Below are 15,853 nucleotides of genomic sequence, written 5' to 3'. Positions count from 1 at the left end.
CCGGGGTTTCGAAGAGAATGAGGGCGGGTGTGAGGAAGCTTACAAGTTCCTTACTCTGCCCTCACCGAATCACTACTGGGTGACGCTGTCCTCGCGCGTGCGGTTCGATTCGAGGCGGGCCTTGGCGCGGTCGACCGAGGACACGATCTGCTCGGACATCTCGTCACGCTGCTTGCGCAGGAGTACGTAGCTGAGCGGCGCGGAGAGCACCAGCGCGAGCAGGACGACCCAGACGACGTTGGATCCCCCGGCGCCGGAGGGGATGAGCCCGAAGTTGACGGCGATGGCGGCGACGACGAGGCAGCCGACGAAGATGCTCAGACGCATCGCGGTGTACCGGACGGTTGCGCTCGGCTTGGCAGCGGACACAGCTGGCCTTCTCTCTACGTACGACAGTCCTGCCCGACCAGTGAAGCATGCCCCACAATCGATCAGTTCGGAGGGCTGCGTCCCACGCGTGCCAGGCGGGCCCGGCAGGCCTTCTCAGCGAAGCGGCAGCAGCATGATGACGTCGTCGCGGTCGTCGCCCTCGGCCACCCGGATCGCTCCCGGCACCCGTCCGACCTCCTTGTAACCGCAGGCGCCGTAGAAGCGGTCGGCGCCGGTGCCGCCGCGGCAGGTGAGCCGGATCGCCTCGATGCCGTCGATGGTGCGCGCGGCGTCGGCTGCCGCGGCCATCAGATCGCGTCCGTAGCCGCGGCCCTGGTGCCGGGGGTGGACCATGACGGTGTAGATCCAGAGCCAGTGCCTCATCAGCCGGTGTGCGTTGTGGGTGAGGAAGGCCGTGGCGGCGATGGTGCCGTCCTCGTCGTAGCCGACGAGCAGCCGGGTCCGCTCCTCGGCCATCGCGACCAGGTGCTTGACCAGCTCGGGCCGGACGTCCTCGGCCGTGACCGGCGGTACGAAGCCCACCGCCCCGCCCGCGTTGGACACATCGGCCCAGAGCGCGGCTATGCCGTCCCGGACGGACGGGTCGAACGTGGGATCCAGTTCAAATGTAAGCGCCATAGGCGCAGATTAACCATTACGGCCCGTCGGCTCAACCACCGTCCGAAACGCGAGAAAGCTCCGGCCGGGGACGGCGGCCGGAGCTTTCGTACAGCGGTGCGCGCGACGGGGCGCGCGCCGGTTCAGACCCGCATCGGCTGCGGCGACTCGCGCCGGTCCGCGTCCGGGCCCGGGTACTCGCGGATGATCTCGTACCGGGTGTTGCGCTCCACGGGCCGGAAACCGGCGTCGCGGATCAGGTCCAGCAGATCCTCACGGCCCAGCTTGTTCGGCGTGCCGTAGTTGTCCGCGTCGTGCGTGATCTTGTACTCGACGACCGAGCCGTCCATGTCGTCCGCGCCGTGCTGGAGCGCCAGCTGGGCGGTCTGCACGCCGTGCATCACCCAGAAGACCTTGACGTGCGGAACGTTGTCGAACAGCAGCCGGGAGACCGCGAAGGTCTTCAGCGCCTCGGCGCCGGTCGCCATCGTCGTCCGCGCCTGGAGCTTGTTGCGGACCTTGCCGTCCTTCATGTCCACGAAGTCGTGCTGGTAGCGCAGCGGGATGAAGACCTGGAAACCGCCGGTCTCGTCCTGCAGCTCACGCAGCCGCAGCACGTGGTCGACGCGGTGACGGGGCTCCTCGATGTGCCCGTACAGCATCGTCGCCGGGGTCTTGAGACCCTTCTCGTGCGCGAGCCGGTGGATGCGCGACCAGTCCTCCCAGTGGGTGGCGTGGTCGACGATGTGCTGACGGACCTCCCAGTCGAAGATCTCCGCACCGCCGCCGGTCAGCGACTCCAGACCGGCCTCGATGAGCTCGTCGAGGATCTCGGAGGCGGAGAGACCGGAGATGGTCTCGAAGTGGTGGATCTCGGTGGCGGTGAACGCCTTGAGGGAGACCTCCGGCAGCGCTTCCTTCAGCGCGCTCAGCGAACGCGGGTAGTAGCGCCACGGCAGGGTGGGGTGCAGCCCGTTGACGATGTGCAGCTCGGTGAGGCTCTCGCCCTCCATCGCCTTCGCGAGGCGGACGGCCTCCTCGATGCGCATCGTGTACGCGTCCTTCTCCCCCGGCTTGCGCTGGAAGGAGCAGTACGCGCACGAGGCGGTGCACACGTTGGTCATGTTGAGGTGACGGTTGACGTTGAAGTGAACGACGTCGCCGTTCTTGCGCGTACGCACCTCGTGGGCCAGCCCGCCCAGCCAGGCCAGGTCGTCGGACTCGTAGAGCGCGATCCCGTCCTCGCGGGACAGCCGCTCGCCGTCCCGGACCTTCTGCTCCAGCTCGCGCTTGAGTCCCGCGTCCACTAGGGCGCCTCCCATTTTCTCTCTGTAACAGACTTCAGATCACCGTACGCCTAGCTCTCTTCGGGGAGGTCTCCGACCCGGTTCTCCCACTTCGTCGAGAGCACGATCGTCGTACGCGTGCGCGAGACACCCTTGGTGCCGCTGAGCCGGCGGATGGTCTTCTCCAGTCCGTCCACGTCACCGACCCGGACCTTGAGCATGTAGGAGTCGTCGCCCGCGATGAACCAGGCGTCCTCGATCTCGGCGAGGTCCTTCAGCCGGCGCGCCACGTCCTCGTGGTCGGCGGCGTCGGAGAGCGAGATGCCGATCAGGGCCGTGACCCCGAGGCCGAGCGAGGCGGCGTCGACGGTGGCGCGGTAGCCGGTGATGACACCGGCGGTTTCCAGCCGGTTGATGCGGTCGGTGACGCTGGGCCCGGAGAGCCCGACGAGCCGTCCCAGCTCGGCGTACGAGGCCCTGCCGTTCTCCCTGAGGGCCTGAATGAGCTGCCTGTCCACCGCGTCCATGTGACTGAAACCTTCCATTGTTCAGCAGTACCGCGAGTCTATGTGTAGAATCTAAGGCATGCAGGCTTCACAGCCTGCAAATCTTTCCAGATTTCCAAAAAATGCTTTCGAATCTTCAGGAGTGGATACACCGTGTACACGATCGAGATGGCCTACGCCCGGATGCGCGAGCTGCAGGACCTGGCCAACCGCTCGCGTGCCCACCAGCCCGCCGCGGCCCACCGGGTCGACAAGACCCGCAACCCGCGCACTCCCAAGAAGCGCTGACCCCACCGGATCAGCCGGGAGAGCCACCACCGAGCTCTCCCTCCCAGCGGCGGTACAGCAGGTGCGGCACCCCTGCCGCGTCCAGCACCCGCCCCGCGACGAAATCCACCAGATCCTGGATATGCGTCGCACCCGCGTAGAACGCCGGAGAGGCGGGCAGCACGACCGCGCCCGCCTCGTCCAGGGTCACCATGTGCTTCAGCGTCTGACCGTTCAGCGGCGTCTCGCGCACCGCGACGACCAGCTTCCGCCGCTCCTTGAGCGTCACGCTCGCGGCCCGCTGCAGCAGATCCTTCGAGAGCCCGAGCGCCACCCCGGCCACGCACGCCGTGGACGCGGGCACGATCAGCATCCCCTTCGCCGGATACGACCCCGAGGACGGCCCCGCGGCCAGATCGCCGGCCGCCCAGTGCCGTACACCGGACACATCCACATCGAAGGTGTGCGGCTTCCCGTCCGCCCCCCGCGCCAGCCAGCTGCGCAGATCCTCCTGCCAGTGCGCGTCGCGGAACGCGATCCCCGTCTCGTCCAGCAGCGTGAGGCGCGAGGCCCGGCTCACCACCAGATCGACGCTCTCCCCCGCGGCCAGCAGACCGCGCAGCACGGCAGCGGCGAATGGGGTGCCCGAAGCGCCCGAAACCCCGACAATCCAAGGCTCTCGCCGCTGCTGACTCACTGAAGTCCCGGAATCCACACCCCCGAGCCTATCCGGCACGCCACAGCGCGGGCGCGTCAGGAGTTCGGACCCGCGACGGGTACTACACCGTCAGGCCGCGCACCAGCAGGTCCAGCAGCGCGCACGCGAACAGCGCGATCCCGATGAACCCGTTGACCTGGAAGAACGCCCGGTTCAGCCGCGACAGATCGTGCGGCCGCACCACCCGGTGCTCGTACACGAAGGCCACCGCGACGATCACCATGCCGATCCAGTAGAAGAGCCCGGCCTCCGTGGCCAGACCGAACCAGACCAGCAGGCCCGTCGTCACCGCGTGACAGACCCGCGCCCCCCACAGCGCCGCCGGCACACCGAAGCGCGCCGGGACGGACAGCACCCCGTGGGCGCGGTCGGCCTGCACGTCCTGGCAGGCGAAGATCAGGTCGAAGCCGCCGATCCAGACGCCGACGGCGAGACCCAGGATCACCGCGTCCCACGACCAGCTGCCCGTCACCGCGAGCCAGGCGCCGATGGGCCCCATGGCCTGGGCGATGCCCAGGATCGCGTGCGGGTAGTTCGTGAACCGCTTGCCGTACGGGTAGACGACCATCGGGATCACGGCGAGCGGTGCCAGCGCCAGACAGAGCGGGTTCAGCAGAGCCGCCGCCCCGAGGAACACGACTACGGCCACGAGCGCACCCGTCCACGCCGACTTCACCGACACCGCACCGGTCACCAGCTCGCGGTTGGCGGTACGCGGATTGCGGGCGTCGATCTCGCGGTCGATGATCCGGTTCGCGGCCATCGCGAACGTCCGCAGCCCGACCATGGCCACGGTGACGAGCAGCAGGGTGACCCAGTGGATCGACTCGTCCTCGACGAACATCGCGGTCAGGGCGGCGATGTACGCGAAGGGCAGCGCGAAGACCGAGTGCTCGATCATCACGAGCCGCAGGAACGCCTTGACCTTGCTGTTCGGTTGCGCGGGCCCGGAGCCCAGGGTCGCTTCGGCGGCGCTCACAGTCCGTATTCCTTCCACCGGCGGTCGACCTTCGCCGCCGTGTCCGGGTCGGACTCGACCATGTCCGGCCAGCCCCCGTCCCGGGTGTAGCCCTCCTCGGGCCACTTCTTCGTCGCGTCGATGCCCGCCTTGCCGCCCCAGAACTGCTGGTAGGAGGCGTGGTCGAGATGGTCGACGGGGCCCTCGGCGACGGTGAGGTCGCGTGCGTAGTCGGTGTTGCCGAGCGCCCGCCACGCGACCTCGTGGAGATCGTGGACGTCGCAGTCGGAGTCCACGACGACGATCAGCTTCGTCAGCGACATCATGTGCGCGCCCCAGATCGCGCTCATCACCTTCTGGGCGTGCTTCGGGTACTTCTTGTCGATCGAGACGATCGCGCAGTTGTGGAAACCGCCCGACTCGGGCAGGTGGTAGTCCACGATGTCCGGCACGATGATCTTGAGCAGCGGCAGGAAGAACCGCTCGGTGGCCCGCCCCAGCGGACCGTCCTCGGTCGGCGGCCGGCCGACCACGATGGACTGGAGCAGCGGCCGCTTGCGCATGGTCACGCAGTCGATGGTCAGCGCGGGGAACGGTTCCTGCGGCGTGTAGAAGCCGGTGTGGTCGCCGAACGGCCCCTCGGGAAGCATCTCCCTGGGCTCCAGCCAGCCCTCGATGACGACCTCGGCGTTGGCCGGGACCTGGAGCGGGACGGTCTTGCAGTCGACCATCTCGATGCGCTTGCCCTGGATGAACCCGGCGAAGAGGTACTCGTCGATGTCCCCGGGCAGCGGGGCGGTGGAGGCGTAGGTGACGGCGGGCGGCGCGCCGAAGGCGATGGCGACCGGCAGCCGCTCACCGCGCTTGGCGGCGACCTGGTAGTGGTTGCGGCTGTCCTTGTGGATCTGCCAGTGCATGCCGATGGTGCGGCGGTCGTGACGCTGGAGGCGGTAGAGCCCCAGGTTCCGGATGCCGGTCTCGGGGTGCTTGGTGTGCGTGAGCCCCAGGTTGAAGAAGGAGCCGCCGTCCTTGGGCCAGGTGAACAGCGCGGGCAGCTGGTCCAGGTCCACGTCGTCGCCGGTGAGGACGACCTCCTGGACCGGGGCGTTCTCGCTCTTCACCTTCTTCGGCGGTACGTGCACCATCGTGCCGAGCTTGCCGAAGGCCTCCCGGACACCGACGAAGCCGTGCGGCAGCTCGGGCTTGAGCAGTCCGCCGATCTTGTCGCTGATGTCGGCGTAGGACTTCAGCCCGAGGGCCTTGAGGAGGCGCTTGTCGGTGCCGAAGACGTTCATGGCCAGGGGCATCGAGGAGCCCTTGACGTTCTCGAAGAGCAGCGCCGGCCCGCCGGCCTTGTTCACCCGGTCGACGATCTCGCCGACCTCCAGATACGGGTCGACCTCGGCCTTGATGCGCTTGAGCTCGCCCTCGCGCTCCAGAGCCCGGAGGAGGGATCGAAGATCGTCGTAAGCCATGCCGACCAGTATCGGCCACCCGCTACCCTGGGCCCGTCACCGGGGCGGGACATTGCCCCGCCAACTCTCCTCGGGGGGACCTTTCACCATGTTCCGGGCTCTGATCTATCTCCTGCCTCTGGCGCTGACGATCTACGCGTTCATCGACTGCCTGAACACCCCGGAGGACGAGGCCAAACACCTGCCGAAGATCGCCTGGGTCTTCATCATCCTGCTGTTCTGGATCGTCGGCCCGATCGTGTGGCTGGCCGCGGGCAAGATGCGCGAGGTGCCCGCCGGAGGCCGTACGCCGTCCGAATGGCACCGCAACCACCGCCAGCAGTGGGTGGCACCCGACGACAATCCCGACTTCCTGAAGTCCCTCAAGGACGAGAACGAGAAGGACGAGGCGGTCCTCAAGGACTGGGAGGCGGACCTGCGCCGCCGGGAGGACGAGCTCAAGCGGCGGGAGAGCGGGCCGGAGGGCTCGACCCCGCCCGCTTCCTGACCGTCGGTCCTTCCCGCTGCCCGCTGCCCGATCACGCGTACAACTGCTGCCCCAGCTTGTTGAGCAGGGGCAGCAGTGCTGTGCGCTCCTCGGGGGTGAGTGCTTCGAGTGCGCCGTGCACCGCGCGCATCTCGGCGCGGATGGTGTGGGCGAGCGCCGTGCCCTCGGGGGTGCGGCTCGCGACCTTGGAGCGGCGGTCGTCGGGGGACGGGGTCCGGCCGACCAGGCCGCGGGTCTCCATGCGTCCGACGAGACCGGTGGCGTTGGACGCGTCGCAGACCAGGTGGGCGGCGAGCGCGCTCATCGGCATGGGCGCGTTGAGCGCGATCAGCGCGCGGGCCTGCGAGGTCGACAGGCCATGACGGGCGGCGACGGCGGTGAGGTCGTCGTGGTGGCCGCGCACGACGAGGGCCAGAGGCTCCAGGAGGTCCTCCGGGGTCGGGGCGGGTCGATCGTCCGGAGCAGTGGCGGCGCGGGGTGTCGGTTCGGTGGTCATGGTCGGCCATTCTTCGATCGGCGTCTGCCGACATTTATTTGACATGCTCAACTTATGGCAGTTACATGAACTGTATTGCTTGAGCATATCAAGTTCCATGCCGGCCTCGCCGGTGTTCAGCCGCATTCCCCCCACCGCAGGGAGTACCTCCATGCCCTCCGTATCCGAGACGGTCGACCGCCTCCGCACCACCTTCCGCACCGGGCGCACCAAGAGCCTCGACTGGCGCACGGGGCAACTCCGGCAGCTGCGCGCGCTGCTCACCGAGCGCGGTGACGAGCTCGCCGACGCGCTCAACGCCGACCTCGGCAAGAGCCGCAAGGAGGCGTACCGCACCGAGATCGACTTCACGATCCGCGAGATCGACCACACGCTGGAGCATCTGGCCGACTGGCTGCGGCCCGAACCGGCCCCCGTACCGGCCTCGTTGCGCGGGGCGAAGGCGCTGACCGTGCAGGACCCGCTCGGCGTCGTCCTGGTCATCGCGCCCTGGAACTACCCGGCGCAGCTGCTGCTGGCCCCGCTCGTCGGCGCGCTGGCCGGGGGCAACGCGGTCGTGGTGAAGCCCAGCGAGATGGCGCCCGCCACCTCTGCCGCCGTCGCGCGGCTGCTGCCGCAGTACCTGGACACGGACGCGGTCGCCGTCGTGGAGGGTGCGATTCCCGAGACCACCGCGCTGCTGGCAGAGCACTTCGACCACATCTTCTACACCGGCAACGGCACGGTGGGCCGCATCGTGATGGCCGCCGCGGCGAAGAACCTCACGCCGGTGACGCTCGAACTGGGCGGCAAGTCACCGGTGTTCGTGGACCGGGACACGGACCTGAAGGCGGTCGCGGGCCGGCTGGCGGCCGGCAAGTTCCTGAACGCGGGCCAGACGTGCGTCGCCCCCGACTACGTCCTGACCGACCCGGAGACCGGCGCCGCCCTCGCGGACGCGCTCGCAGCCGCGATCGAGGAGCTGTTCGGGGCGGACGCCTCGACGCACCCGGAGTACGGGCGGATCGTGAACGAGCGCCACTTCGACCGGCTGACGGGGCTGCTGGACTCCGGCCGCACGGTGACCGGTGGGACGTACGACCGGGACAGCAAGTACATCGCGCCGACCGTGCTGGCCGACGTGGCGCCGGACGCGCCCGTGATGCGGGAGGAGATCTTCGGCCCGGTGCTGCCGATCGTGACGGTCGACGGGCTCGACGAGGCGATCGCGTTCATCAACGACCGCGACAAGCCGCTGGCGCTGTACGCGTTCACCGACTCGGAAGCCGTACGTGAGCGGCTGATCGGCGAGACGTCGTCGGGCGCGGTCGGCATCGGGCTGCCGCTGGCCCATCTCACGGTCTCCGACCTGCCGTTCGGCGGGGTCGGCGAGAGCGGGATGGGGAACTACCACGGCCGGTACTCGCTGGAGACGTTCAGCCACCGCAAGGCGGTCCTGGACACCCCGATGCCCTCGTGAGCGCGGTGGGCCGGGACGCGGCGTGGCTGGCGACCGCTCTCGACGAGGCGCGTGCCGGACTCGCCGAGGGGGGTATCCCGATCGGCGCCGCCCTGTACGGGGCGGACGGCGCGCTGCTGGGGCGTGGCCGCAACCGGCGGGTGCAGGACGGCGATCCGTCGATGCATGCGGAGACGGCCGCGTTCCGGGCGGCCGGGCGGCAGCGTTCGTACCGGGGTACGACGATGGTGACGACGCTGTCGCCGTGCTGGTACTGCTCGGGCCTGGTACGGCAGTTCGGGATCTCGCGGGTGGTGATCGGCGAGGCCGAGACCTTCCACGGCGGGCACGACTGGCTGGCCCGGCACGGGGTGGAGATCGTGCTGCTCGACGACGCCGCCTGCGTGGAGCTGATGCGTGGTTTCGTACGGGAGCACCCCGCGCTGTGGAACGAGGACATCGGCGACGACTGATCCCCCAGCACCTCGCTCCGGGCCCCGGCACCGATCGTTCGAATATTGTCACCTCCCTCCAACACCCTGTCGATATCCTGGTGTTGACGGGGTGACAGATCGTGATGGGCGGCGGCGCTGGGGGTGCTGTGGAGCGAGAGCTGTACGGGCGCGAGGCGATTTTCGGTGATGACGGACTTGCGGCGCGCCTGACCGGCCTCACTCCACACGGTTCGCGGCGGGTCGTCTGCGAGCACGGCGACGATCCGCCGGTCGCGGTGCTGACGGGCGGCCGCGGCATGGGCAAGACGGCTGTGCTCAAGCAACTGCGCAGCCTGTACCGGGAGATCACGCCGGTCGCCCTGGTGGACTGCGAGGCGGTGCTGCCGCCCGCGGATCCGGGGCCGGGCTGGACGCCGGTGACGGGGGTGCTGCCGGAGCTGGCCACCCAGCTCACGGCACGGGTGCACGCGGCCCGTCCGGTGCAGTTTCCCCGCCTCAGCCTGGGACTTGTGGCGGTGGCCTCGGTGTCCTGGCGGCGGGAGGACGAGTCGCGGGCCCAGCGTGATCTGCAGTCGCTCGGCCCGGTGCTGGCGACGCTCGACACCCGCGGCGACACCGCGACGGGCTGGGTCACCAAGGTGCTGACGAAGCTGGCGGCCGGGGCGTTCGACTCGATGGCGCCGATGGCGGGCATGGTGGCCGAGGCGACCGTGGAGACGGTACTCGAGGAGACGTTCAGCCGGTTCCAGCGCCGGTCGGCCGACTGGTACGGGACGTATCCGCACGCGGGCGGCAACGGGCGCATCGGGCTGCGGCAGCTCGCGGTCGACTTCGAGCGCGGTGGCGATCTGCGCCGCCGCGCCGAGGACCATCTGGTGCTGGCCCTGGTCGAGGACCTGGTGCGGGCGTATCGCGGGATGGCGCGCGGCGCCCGGCGGGGCCGTCCGGTCCTGCTCCTCGACAACGCGCACACCCCGCTTGGCCGACAGCTGGTCGAACCGCTGCTGCGGCAGCGCACGGGCGGGGTGCGGGACCAGGTCGCGGTGTTCGCGTCGTCCCGCGTCCATGACCACGCGGGCCTGAGCCATGCGGTGCGCCGGCGGCTGCCCGAGGTGGCGCACGCCTCGCACTGGGCACGGGGCACGGAGGTGACCTCCGGGATTCTGGCGGTCGGCCTCACCCCTCTGGACGCGGCCCATGTGCGCTCAGCGCTGGACCGGCACGATCCGCACGGCCGCACCCCTGCCGGGCTGGCGCGCGGGGTGCACCGGCTGACGGGCGGCCGACCGCTCGGGGTGGCCCTGCTGGCGCAGGCGGCGGGCGAGTCGCCGGACCCGGGCGGCCTGGTGCCGGGGGCGTTGCTGGAGCGCACGGTGGAGCTGCGGGAGGACCGGCCGCCGGTGCGGGTGGCCGAGGAGCTGCTGGAGCGGCTGCTGCCCGGGCAGCGTCCGGACGTACTGAGCGTGCTGGCCGCCGCGCACGGCGAGGACTCGGCGCGGCTGCTGGCCACGACCCGGCTGCGCGGGGAGTCGTCGGACGGCGATGTGGCGCTGCGGGTGCGGGACGCGCTGCGGTCGGAGGACTGGCCGGTGGGCCCGGAGCACTTCGTCGCCGATCCGCTGCTGCGGGCGCTGCTGCTGCACCGGCTGCGGTTCCAGGACGACGACCCGCCGTACTACGCGGTGTGGCGCGCGGTGCACGAGACGCTGCGTTCGGCCTACGCCGCCGGGGGCGCCTGCCCGAGCGAACGGCACCGGCTGCATCAGGAGCTGGTGCTGGGCGCGGCGGAGGACTGCGTCACGCATCTGCGGGTGCAGTTCGCCCGGCCCGACGTGCTGAGCTGGCTCGACGCGCTGCGGTTCATCGCCTCGGCCCCGTTCCCGCGCCCGCCGGGCAGCACCGGTCCCGATCCGCGGCGGGCCGTCGCGCTGGGGCGGGCGGCCGCTTCGGACGACGAACGGGCGGCGCTCGCCGGGCTCGTCGAGCGGGACGCCGAACTCCAGTTGCAGCTGCGGCGGTTGCTTCACGCCGTCTGGCTGCTGTCCGATCCGCTGGCTCTGCCCGACGAAGAGGTGATCGACAAGATGGCGCACGAGTTGCGGCAGTTGTCCGGCAGGCATGCGACGGGGCACGCGGTGCTCTGGGACGCGGCGACGCACTGGCCGCGCGATCTGCGGGACTGGCGGGCCCTGTCCATGCCGCCGGGCGCGCCCGCCCCGGCCCGGGTCGGGCCGCACGGCCCGGGGGACGGTGGTCCGGATGCGTAATCCGCTGCGGTACCGCCTGTGGTGGACCACCCGACAGAAGATCATCACATCGGTCGTGGCGGCCGCCCTGCTGGTCACGGCCGGCTGGTACGGGGTGGACCGCGTCACCGCGCCCGAGGACCGCTCCTGCGCGAAGGGAGTGGAGCGGCCGCAGGACAGCGACGAGTGCGTCGGGGTGTCCGGGGACGGCTACGACTTCGGGCAGTCGCAGCTGACGTCGGCCGCCGCGGCGATCGGCCGGGAGAACCGCTCGCTGAAGAAGGACACCCCGTACGCGACGGTGGCACTGCTGCTCCCGCTGACCTCGACCGACGCGTCCATGCGGACGAAGGTCCTGCATGAGCTCCAGGGCGCGTTCGCCGCGCAGTACCGGGCCAACCACCACGCGAACGGGCAGGTCCCGCAGATCCGGGTGGTGCTCGCGAACATCGGGAGCAACAGCCTCCAGTGGCGACCGGTGGTGGACCGGCTGCTGACGATGACAGGAGCCCCCGACCGGCTGCGCGCGGTGTCCGGGGTCGCGATCAGCAGTACGCAGACCAAGGAGGCGGTGAAGGAGCTGACCGGGGCCGGGATTCCGGTCGTGGGCTCCACGATCACCGCCGACGACATCGCCAACGGCCCGGCCGGCGACCCGTTCCCGGGCCTGGCCCGGGTGTCGCCGACCAACCGGGACGAGGCCCGCGCGCTGGCCTCGTTCGGTGAGGTGAAGGCGGACAAGGCGCTGCTGGTGCAGGACACCCGCAGCGGCGACCACTACACGGACACCCTGAAGTCGGCGTTCCGGAATCTGCTGAAGGGGTCGAAGTACGAGCCGGAGCTGTTCACCTCGCGGAAGGATCCGTACGACGAGGGCACCACGGCCAACACCTTCGAGCAGATCACCCACCTCATCTGCGACACGGACGCGAACACGGTGTTCTTCGCCGGGCGCCACGTCCAGCTGCGCCAGTTCGTCAACGCGCTGGGCGCGCGCGGCTGTCAGAGCCGCCCGTTCACGGTGCTCACCGGTGACGAGGGCTCGTACCTGGGCAACGACAAGAAGCTCGACCGGAACGCGCTGCGGCGCAAGGTGACCGTCCGCTACGCCTCGCTGGCGCATCCGGACGCCTGGCCCGCGGTGGCGGCGGGGAAGAAGCAGCCGACGGGCGGTTCAGCGGAGGACTACCGGGCGTTCACCGACCTGCTGGCCGAGGTCGGGAAGAAGCCGGTCGGTCCGATCGGGCCGACCGCGCACGACGACCTGACCGACGGGCAGCTGATCATCGCCCATGACGCGATGACGCTGGCGGTGGCGGGGATCCGGCGGGCGACCTCCGACGGTAAGGAGCTGCCGGGCCTGGAGGACGTGGGCGGCCAGTGGCCCCGGGTGAAGGGTTCCCTGCGGGTGCGGGGGGCCAGCGGCTGGATCTGCCTGGACAACCACGGCAACCCGTACAACAAGGCCGTGCCGGTGGTGGAGCTGGCACCGGACCCGCCGCACCAGCGGTTCTCGGCGTTGGCCTGGCCGGAGGGGAAGCCGCCGAAGGAGCAGTGCCTGCCTCCGTCGTCGGCGCCCTGACCGGGGTATGAACCACGGCTGCCCGTCCCCGCCGGAGCGGGGACGGGCAGCCGTGGTGTGCGGGCGGCTCGCTCAGACGCCGGCGTAGGAGTGCTTGCCGGTGACGAAGATGTTGACGCCGTAGTAGTTGAAGATCCAGCAGCCGAAGGCGATCAGCGCCAGGTAGGCGGCCTTGCGGCCCTTCCACCCGGCGGTCGCGCGGGCGTGCAGGTAGCAGGCGTACGCGACCCAGGTGATGAAGGACCAGACCTCCTTGGGGTCCCAGCCCCAGTAGCGGCCCCAGGCGTCGCCGGCCCAGATCGCGCCCGCGATGATCGTGAACGTCCACAGCGGGAAGACGGCGGCGTTGATCCGGTACGAGAACTTGTCGAGGCTCGACGCGGACGGCATCCGGGAGAGCACGGAGTGGGCGAACGTGCCCGGCTCTCCCCCGTTCGCGATCTTGCTCTCGTAGCTGTCGCGGAAGAGGTAGATGAGCGTGCCGATGCCGCCGATGAAGAACACGGCGCCGCAGATGATGGCGGTGGAGACGTGGATCCACAGCCAGTACGAGTGCAGTGCGGGCACCAGCTGGTCGCTGGAGGTGTAGAGGACCGTGGTCGCGAGGCCGAGGTCCAGCAGGACGGCCGTGATCAGGATCAGGCCCATCCAGCGGACGTTCTTCTTCAGGACGAGCAGGGTCAGGTACGCGCCGACCGCCACCGTGGAGAAGGTGATGGAGAACTCGTACATGTTGCCCCAGGGGGCACGCTGCACGGACAGGGCGCGGGCGATGACCCCGCCCGCCTGGACGAGGAAGGCGAGCACGGTCATGGAGACCGCGATCCGCCCGTAGAGGTCGCCCTTGAAGGTGCCGCCCGCGGCGCCGGGCCCGTCCGGCACGTCGCGCGATCCGGCCGCGGAACGGGTGACGATCTTCGGCCGCTCCAGTACGGCGGTGGTGCCGCCCTTCTGCGCGACCTGGACCTTCACCGTGCCGGCGGCGGCCTGCTCGGTGGTCAGTGAGGCGGCGGTGCGGCCGACCTTGCTGCGGGACCCGAACACCCACTCCGCGATGTGCGCGAAGAAGGCCAGGGTGTAGACGGCCATCGACGAATAGATCAGCACATTGCTGGTGTGTGCCAGATTCTCGTTGGTTGCGGCGGCGAGATTCACTTCTCAGCCCCTTCGGAAGGTTCTGCGGAGGACGCGGCGGCGACGGGGGTGCCGGGGGTGCCGGGGTCCGGATCAGGGTCGGGGTCGGTGTCAGGGCCGGGCGCGGTGGGCGCCACGGCGTTGAGCGTGACCGCGAGATCGGCCAGCTCCTCGGGAAGCTTCGCGGACTCGCTGCGGCCGAGCCCTGCCATTTCGACGACGGTGACGCCGTCGGCGCCGCGCACGGCACGGATCCAGACCCGGCGCCGCTGGATGAACAGCGAGCCGGCGAGTCCGGCGATCGCGCCGATGGCCCCGGTGAGCGCCCAGCCGCTGGCGGGCTGCTCGGAGATCTGGAAGCTCGCCCACTCCTGGAGGCCCTCGAAGGTGATCGAGCCGGCTCCGTCGGGCAGTTTCATCGTCTCGCCGACGAGCAGCCGCTGCTTGAGCTGCTTGCCCTCGGAGTCCTTGAACTCCTTCATCTTCGACTTGTCGAGCTGGTACACGTTCTGCGCCAGGCCGGAGTCGACGCCGAGCGAGCCGTGGTAGCCGTTGAGCGCGAGGACGGGCATGTCGGCGGCCGGGAACTGCGAGAACATCGTGCCCTTGCCGTTACCGGCGAAGGTCGGCACGAAGAAGGCCTGGAAGCCCAGCTGGTCCTTCTTGCCGTTCTTGTCGCGGTAACCGTCCAGGACCTTGATCGCACCGGACGAGGTGACGTTGTTGTCGAGGGGCAGCAGTGGCACGGCGGCCTTGTAGACCTCCTTGCCCCTGCCGTCCTTGACGGAGACGACGGGCGCGTAGCCGTGGGCGTTGAGATAGACCTTCGTGCCGTCGACGACGAGGGGCTCGTTGACCTTGATGACGGTCTTCTTCGGCTTGCCGTACGCGCCCTTCGAGTACGTCACGTGCGCCTCGTAGGTCCGGGGCGTTCCGATCTGCGGGCCGCTGCGCTCGTACGTACCGATGAAGTCGTCGAGGTTGAAGCTGAAGGGGACCAGCGAGTCGTCGTCGAAGAGCGAGCCGGACTTGAAGTTATCGTACTGAGTGGTCGTGTTGGAGAACCCGTCGCCCTCGACGACCAGCTTGGCGCCCTCGGACTTGAAGAGCTGTCCCCAGGCGAAGGCCACCAGCATCACGATCAGCGCGATGTGGAACATCAGGTTCCCGGCCTCGCGCAGATAGCCCTTCTCGGCGGCGACCGCGTTCCCGTCGACATGGGCCCGGTAGCGGCGCTTGCGCATCATCCTGAGCGCGGCCTCGTGGACCTGCTCGGGCTCGGCCTCGGTGCGCCACGTGGTGTACGCGGGCAGCCGGGTCAGGCGCTTGGGCGCACCCGGCGGGCGGCTGCGCAGCTGGCCGATGAACGTGCCGGTGCGCGGCACGATGCAGCCGATGAGGGAGACGAACAGCAGTATGTAGATCGCGGAGAACCACACCGAGCTGTAGACGTCGAAGAACTGGAGCTTCTCGTAGATCGGCGAGACGGTGGTGTGGAGCCCCTTGAAGGTCTGCACCTTGAGCTCGTCGACGCTGTTCTGCGGGATCAGCGAGCCGGGGATGGCGCCGAGCGACAGCAGGAAGAGCAGGATCAGGGCGACCCGCATGGAGGTGAGCTGCCGCCAGAACCAGCGGGCCCAGCCGATGACGCCCATGGCGGGAAGGTTCGCCAGGGCCTCCTCGCGCGGAGCGGTGGAGAGCTGGGAGCCGGCGGCGCCGAGCTCCTGGGCGGTCTCCCGGTCCTGCTCGGCGCGCACCTCCCGCTCGTCGGGGCGCTCGCGCTCCTGGGAAGGGTTGGACTTGGTGTTGCTCATTCCG

16 protein-coding genes are annotated in these 15,853 nt (G+C 69.8%); 6 read left to right on the top strand and 10 right to left on the bottom strand.

Annotated elements, in window-relative coordinates; translation table 11 throughout:
* Window positions 1-72 precede the first annotated feature (72 nt).
* The 4 genes from OG912_RS19780 to OG912_RS19765 form a co-directional block, all read right to left on the bottom strand.
* Complete coding sequence (locus tag OG912_RS19780; RefSeq protein WP_326740652.1) at window positions 73-327, bottom strand: DUF4229 domain-containing protein; 255 nt, start codon at window positions 325-327, stop codon at window positions 73-75.
* Window positions 328-483: 156 nt separating this feature from the next.
* On the bottom strand, window positions 484-1,008 hold the full coding sequence (locus OG912_RS19775; RefSeq protein WP_327710500.1) for a GNAT family N-acetyltransferase: 525 nt from the start codon (window positions 1,006-1,008) through the stop codon (window positions 484-486).
* Between the two features lie 122 nt (window positions 1,009-1,130).
* A complete protein-coding gene (mqnE, locus tag OG912_RS19770) occupies window positions 1,131-2,294 on the bottom strand; it encodes an aminofutalosine synthase MqnE (RefSeq protein ID WP_326740653.1) in 1,164 nt (387 codons plus the stop codon).
* A gap of 50 nt (window positions 2,295-2,344) precedes the next feature.
* The gene (locus OG912_RS19765; RefSeq protein WP_136330825.1) at window positions 2,345-2,800 is read right to left on the bottom strand and encodes an Lrp/AsnC family transcriptional regulator; all 456 of its coding nucleotides are present in this window, start codon (window positions 2,798-2,800) and stop codon (window positions 2,345-2,347) included.
* 132 nt (window positions 2,801-2,932) lie between these two features.
* On the opposite strand from OG912_RS19765, the gene OG912_RS19760 reads away from it, so the two are divergent.
* Window positions 2,933-3,067 (top strand): hypothetical protein, encoded by a 135-nt coding sequence (locus OG912_RS19760; RefSeq protein WP_326736853.1) that lies wholly within the window; start codon window positions 2,933-2,935, stop codon window positions 3,065-3,067.
* A 10-nt stretch (window positions 3,068-3,077) separates the two neighbouring features.
* On the opposite strand, the gene OG912_RS19755 is transcribed toward OG912_RS19760, so the two are convergent.
* From OG912_RS19755 to OG912_RS19745, 3 genes are all read right to left on the bottom strand, one after another.
* Window positions 3,078-3,743, bottom strand: coding sequence for a UbiX family flavin prenyltransferase (locus OG912_RS19755; RefSeq protein ID WP_327713477.1), 666 nt, complete (start codon window positions 3,741-3,743; stop codon window positions 3,078-3,080).
* A gap of 82 nt (window positions 3,744-3,825) precedes the next feature.
* A complete protein-coding gene (gene mqnP, locus OG912_RS19750) occupies window positions 3,826-4,743 on the bottom strand; it encodes a menaquinone biosynthesis prenyltransferase MqnP (protein WP_327710499.1) in 918 nt (305 codons plus the stop codon).
* Window positions 4,740-6,197, bottom strand: coding sequence for a menaquinone biosynthesis decarboxylase (locus OG912_RS19745; RefSeq protein ID WP_327710498.1), 1,458 nt, complete (start codon window positions 6,195-6,197; stop codon window positions 4,740-4,742). Before OG912_RS19745 ends, mqnP begins: the two co-directional genes overlap by 4 nt.
* Window positions 6,198-6,285: 88 nt before the next feature.
* Between OG912_RS19745 and OG912_RS19740 the strand changes: the two genes are divergently transcribed.
* Window positions 6,286-6,684, top strand: coding sequence for a PLD nuclease N-terminal domain-containing protein (locus tag OG912_RS19740; protein ID WP_327710497.1), 399 nt, complete (start codon window positions 6,286-6,288; stop codon window positions 6,682-6,684).
* A gap of 31 nt (window positions 6,685-6,715) precedes the next feature.
* On the opposite strand, the gene OG912_RS19735 is transcribed toward OG912_RS19740, so the two are convergent.
* A complete protein-coding gene (locus tag OG912_RS19735) occupies window positions 6,716-7,180 on the bottom strand; it encodes a MarR family winged helix-turn-helix transcriptional regulator (protein ID WP_327710496.1) in 465 nt (154 codons plus the stop codon).
* A gap of 151 nt (window positions 7,181-7,331) precedes the next feature.
* Between OG912_RS19735 and OG912_RS19730 the strand changes: the two genes are divergently transcribed.
* The 4 genes from OG912_RS19730 (at window position 7,332) to OG912_RS19715 (ending at window position 12,901) form a co-directional block, all read left to right on the top strand.
* On the top strand, window positions 7,332-8,639 hold the full coding sequence (locus OG912_RS19730) for an aldehyde dehydrogenase family protein (RefSeq protein ID WP_327710495.1): 1,308 nt from the start codon (window positions 7,332-7,334) through the stop codon (window positions 8,637-8,639).
* On the top strand, window positions 8,636-9,091 hold the full coding sequence (locus OG912_RS19725) for a nucleoside deaminase (protein ID WP_327710494.1): 456 nt from the start codon (window positions 8,636-8,638) through the stop codon (window positions 9,089-9,091). Before OG912_RS19730 ends, OG912_RS19725 begins: the two co-directional genes overlap by 4 nt.
* Before the next feature lie 128 nt (window positions 9,092-9,219).
* Window positions 9,220-11,340, top strand: a complete 2,121-nt coding sequence (locus tag OG912_RS19720; RefSeq protein ID WP_327710493.1) for a hypothetical protein — start codon at window positions 9,220-9,222, stop codon at window positions 11,338-11,340.
* Window positions 11,333-12,901 (top strand): ABC transporter substrate-binding protein, encoded by a 1,569-nt coding sequence (locus OG912_RS19715; RefSeq protein WP_327710492.1) that lies wholly within the window; start codon window positions 11,333-11,335, stop codon window positions 12,899-12,901. Before OG912_RS19720 ends, OG912_RS19715 begins: the two co-directional genes overlap by 8 nt.
* Before the next feature lie 72 nt (window positions 12,902-12,973).
* Here OG912_RS19715 and ccsB read toward each other — a convergent pair whose 3' ends face one another.
* Together ccsB and resB are read right to left on the bottom strand one after the other, a co-directional pair.
* Window positions 12,974-14,056 (bottom strand): c-type cytochrome biogenesis protein CcsB, encoded by a 1,083-nt coding sequence (gene ccsB / locus OG912_RS19710; protein WP_327710491.1) that lies wholly within the window; start codon window positions 14,054-14,056, stop codon window positions 12,974-12,976.
* Window positions 14,053-15,849 carry a cytochrome c biogenesis protein ResB gene (resB, locus tag OG912_RS19705; protein ID WP_327710490.1) on the bottom strand — a complete coding sequence of 599 codons (1,797 nt, stop codon included), beginning with the start codon at window positions 15,847-15,849 and terminating at the stop codon, window positions 14,053-14,055. Before resB ends, ccsB begins: the two co-directional genes overlap by 4 nt.
* Between the last annotated feature and the right edge of the window lie 4 nt (window positions 15,850-15,853).

The sequence above is a fragment of the Streptomyces sp. NBC_00464 genome (assembly GCF_036013915.1).
GTDB lineage: Bacteria > Actinomycetota > Actinomycetes > Streptomycetales > Streptomycetaceae > Streptomyces.
This window is presented reverse-complemented; position numbering and strand designations above follow the sequence as displayed.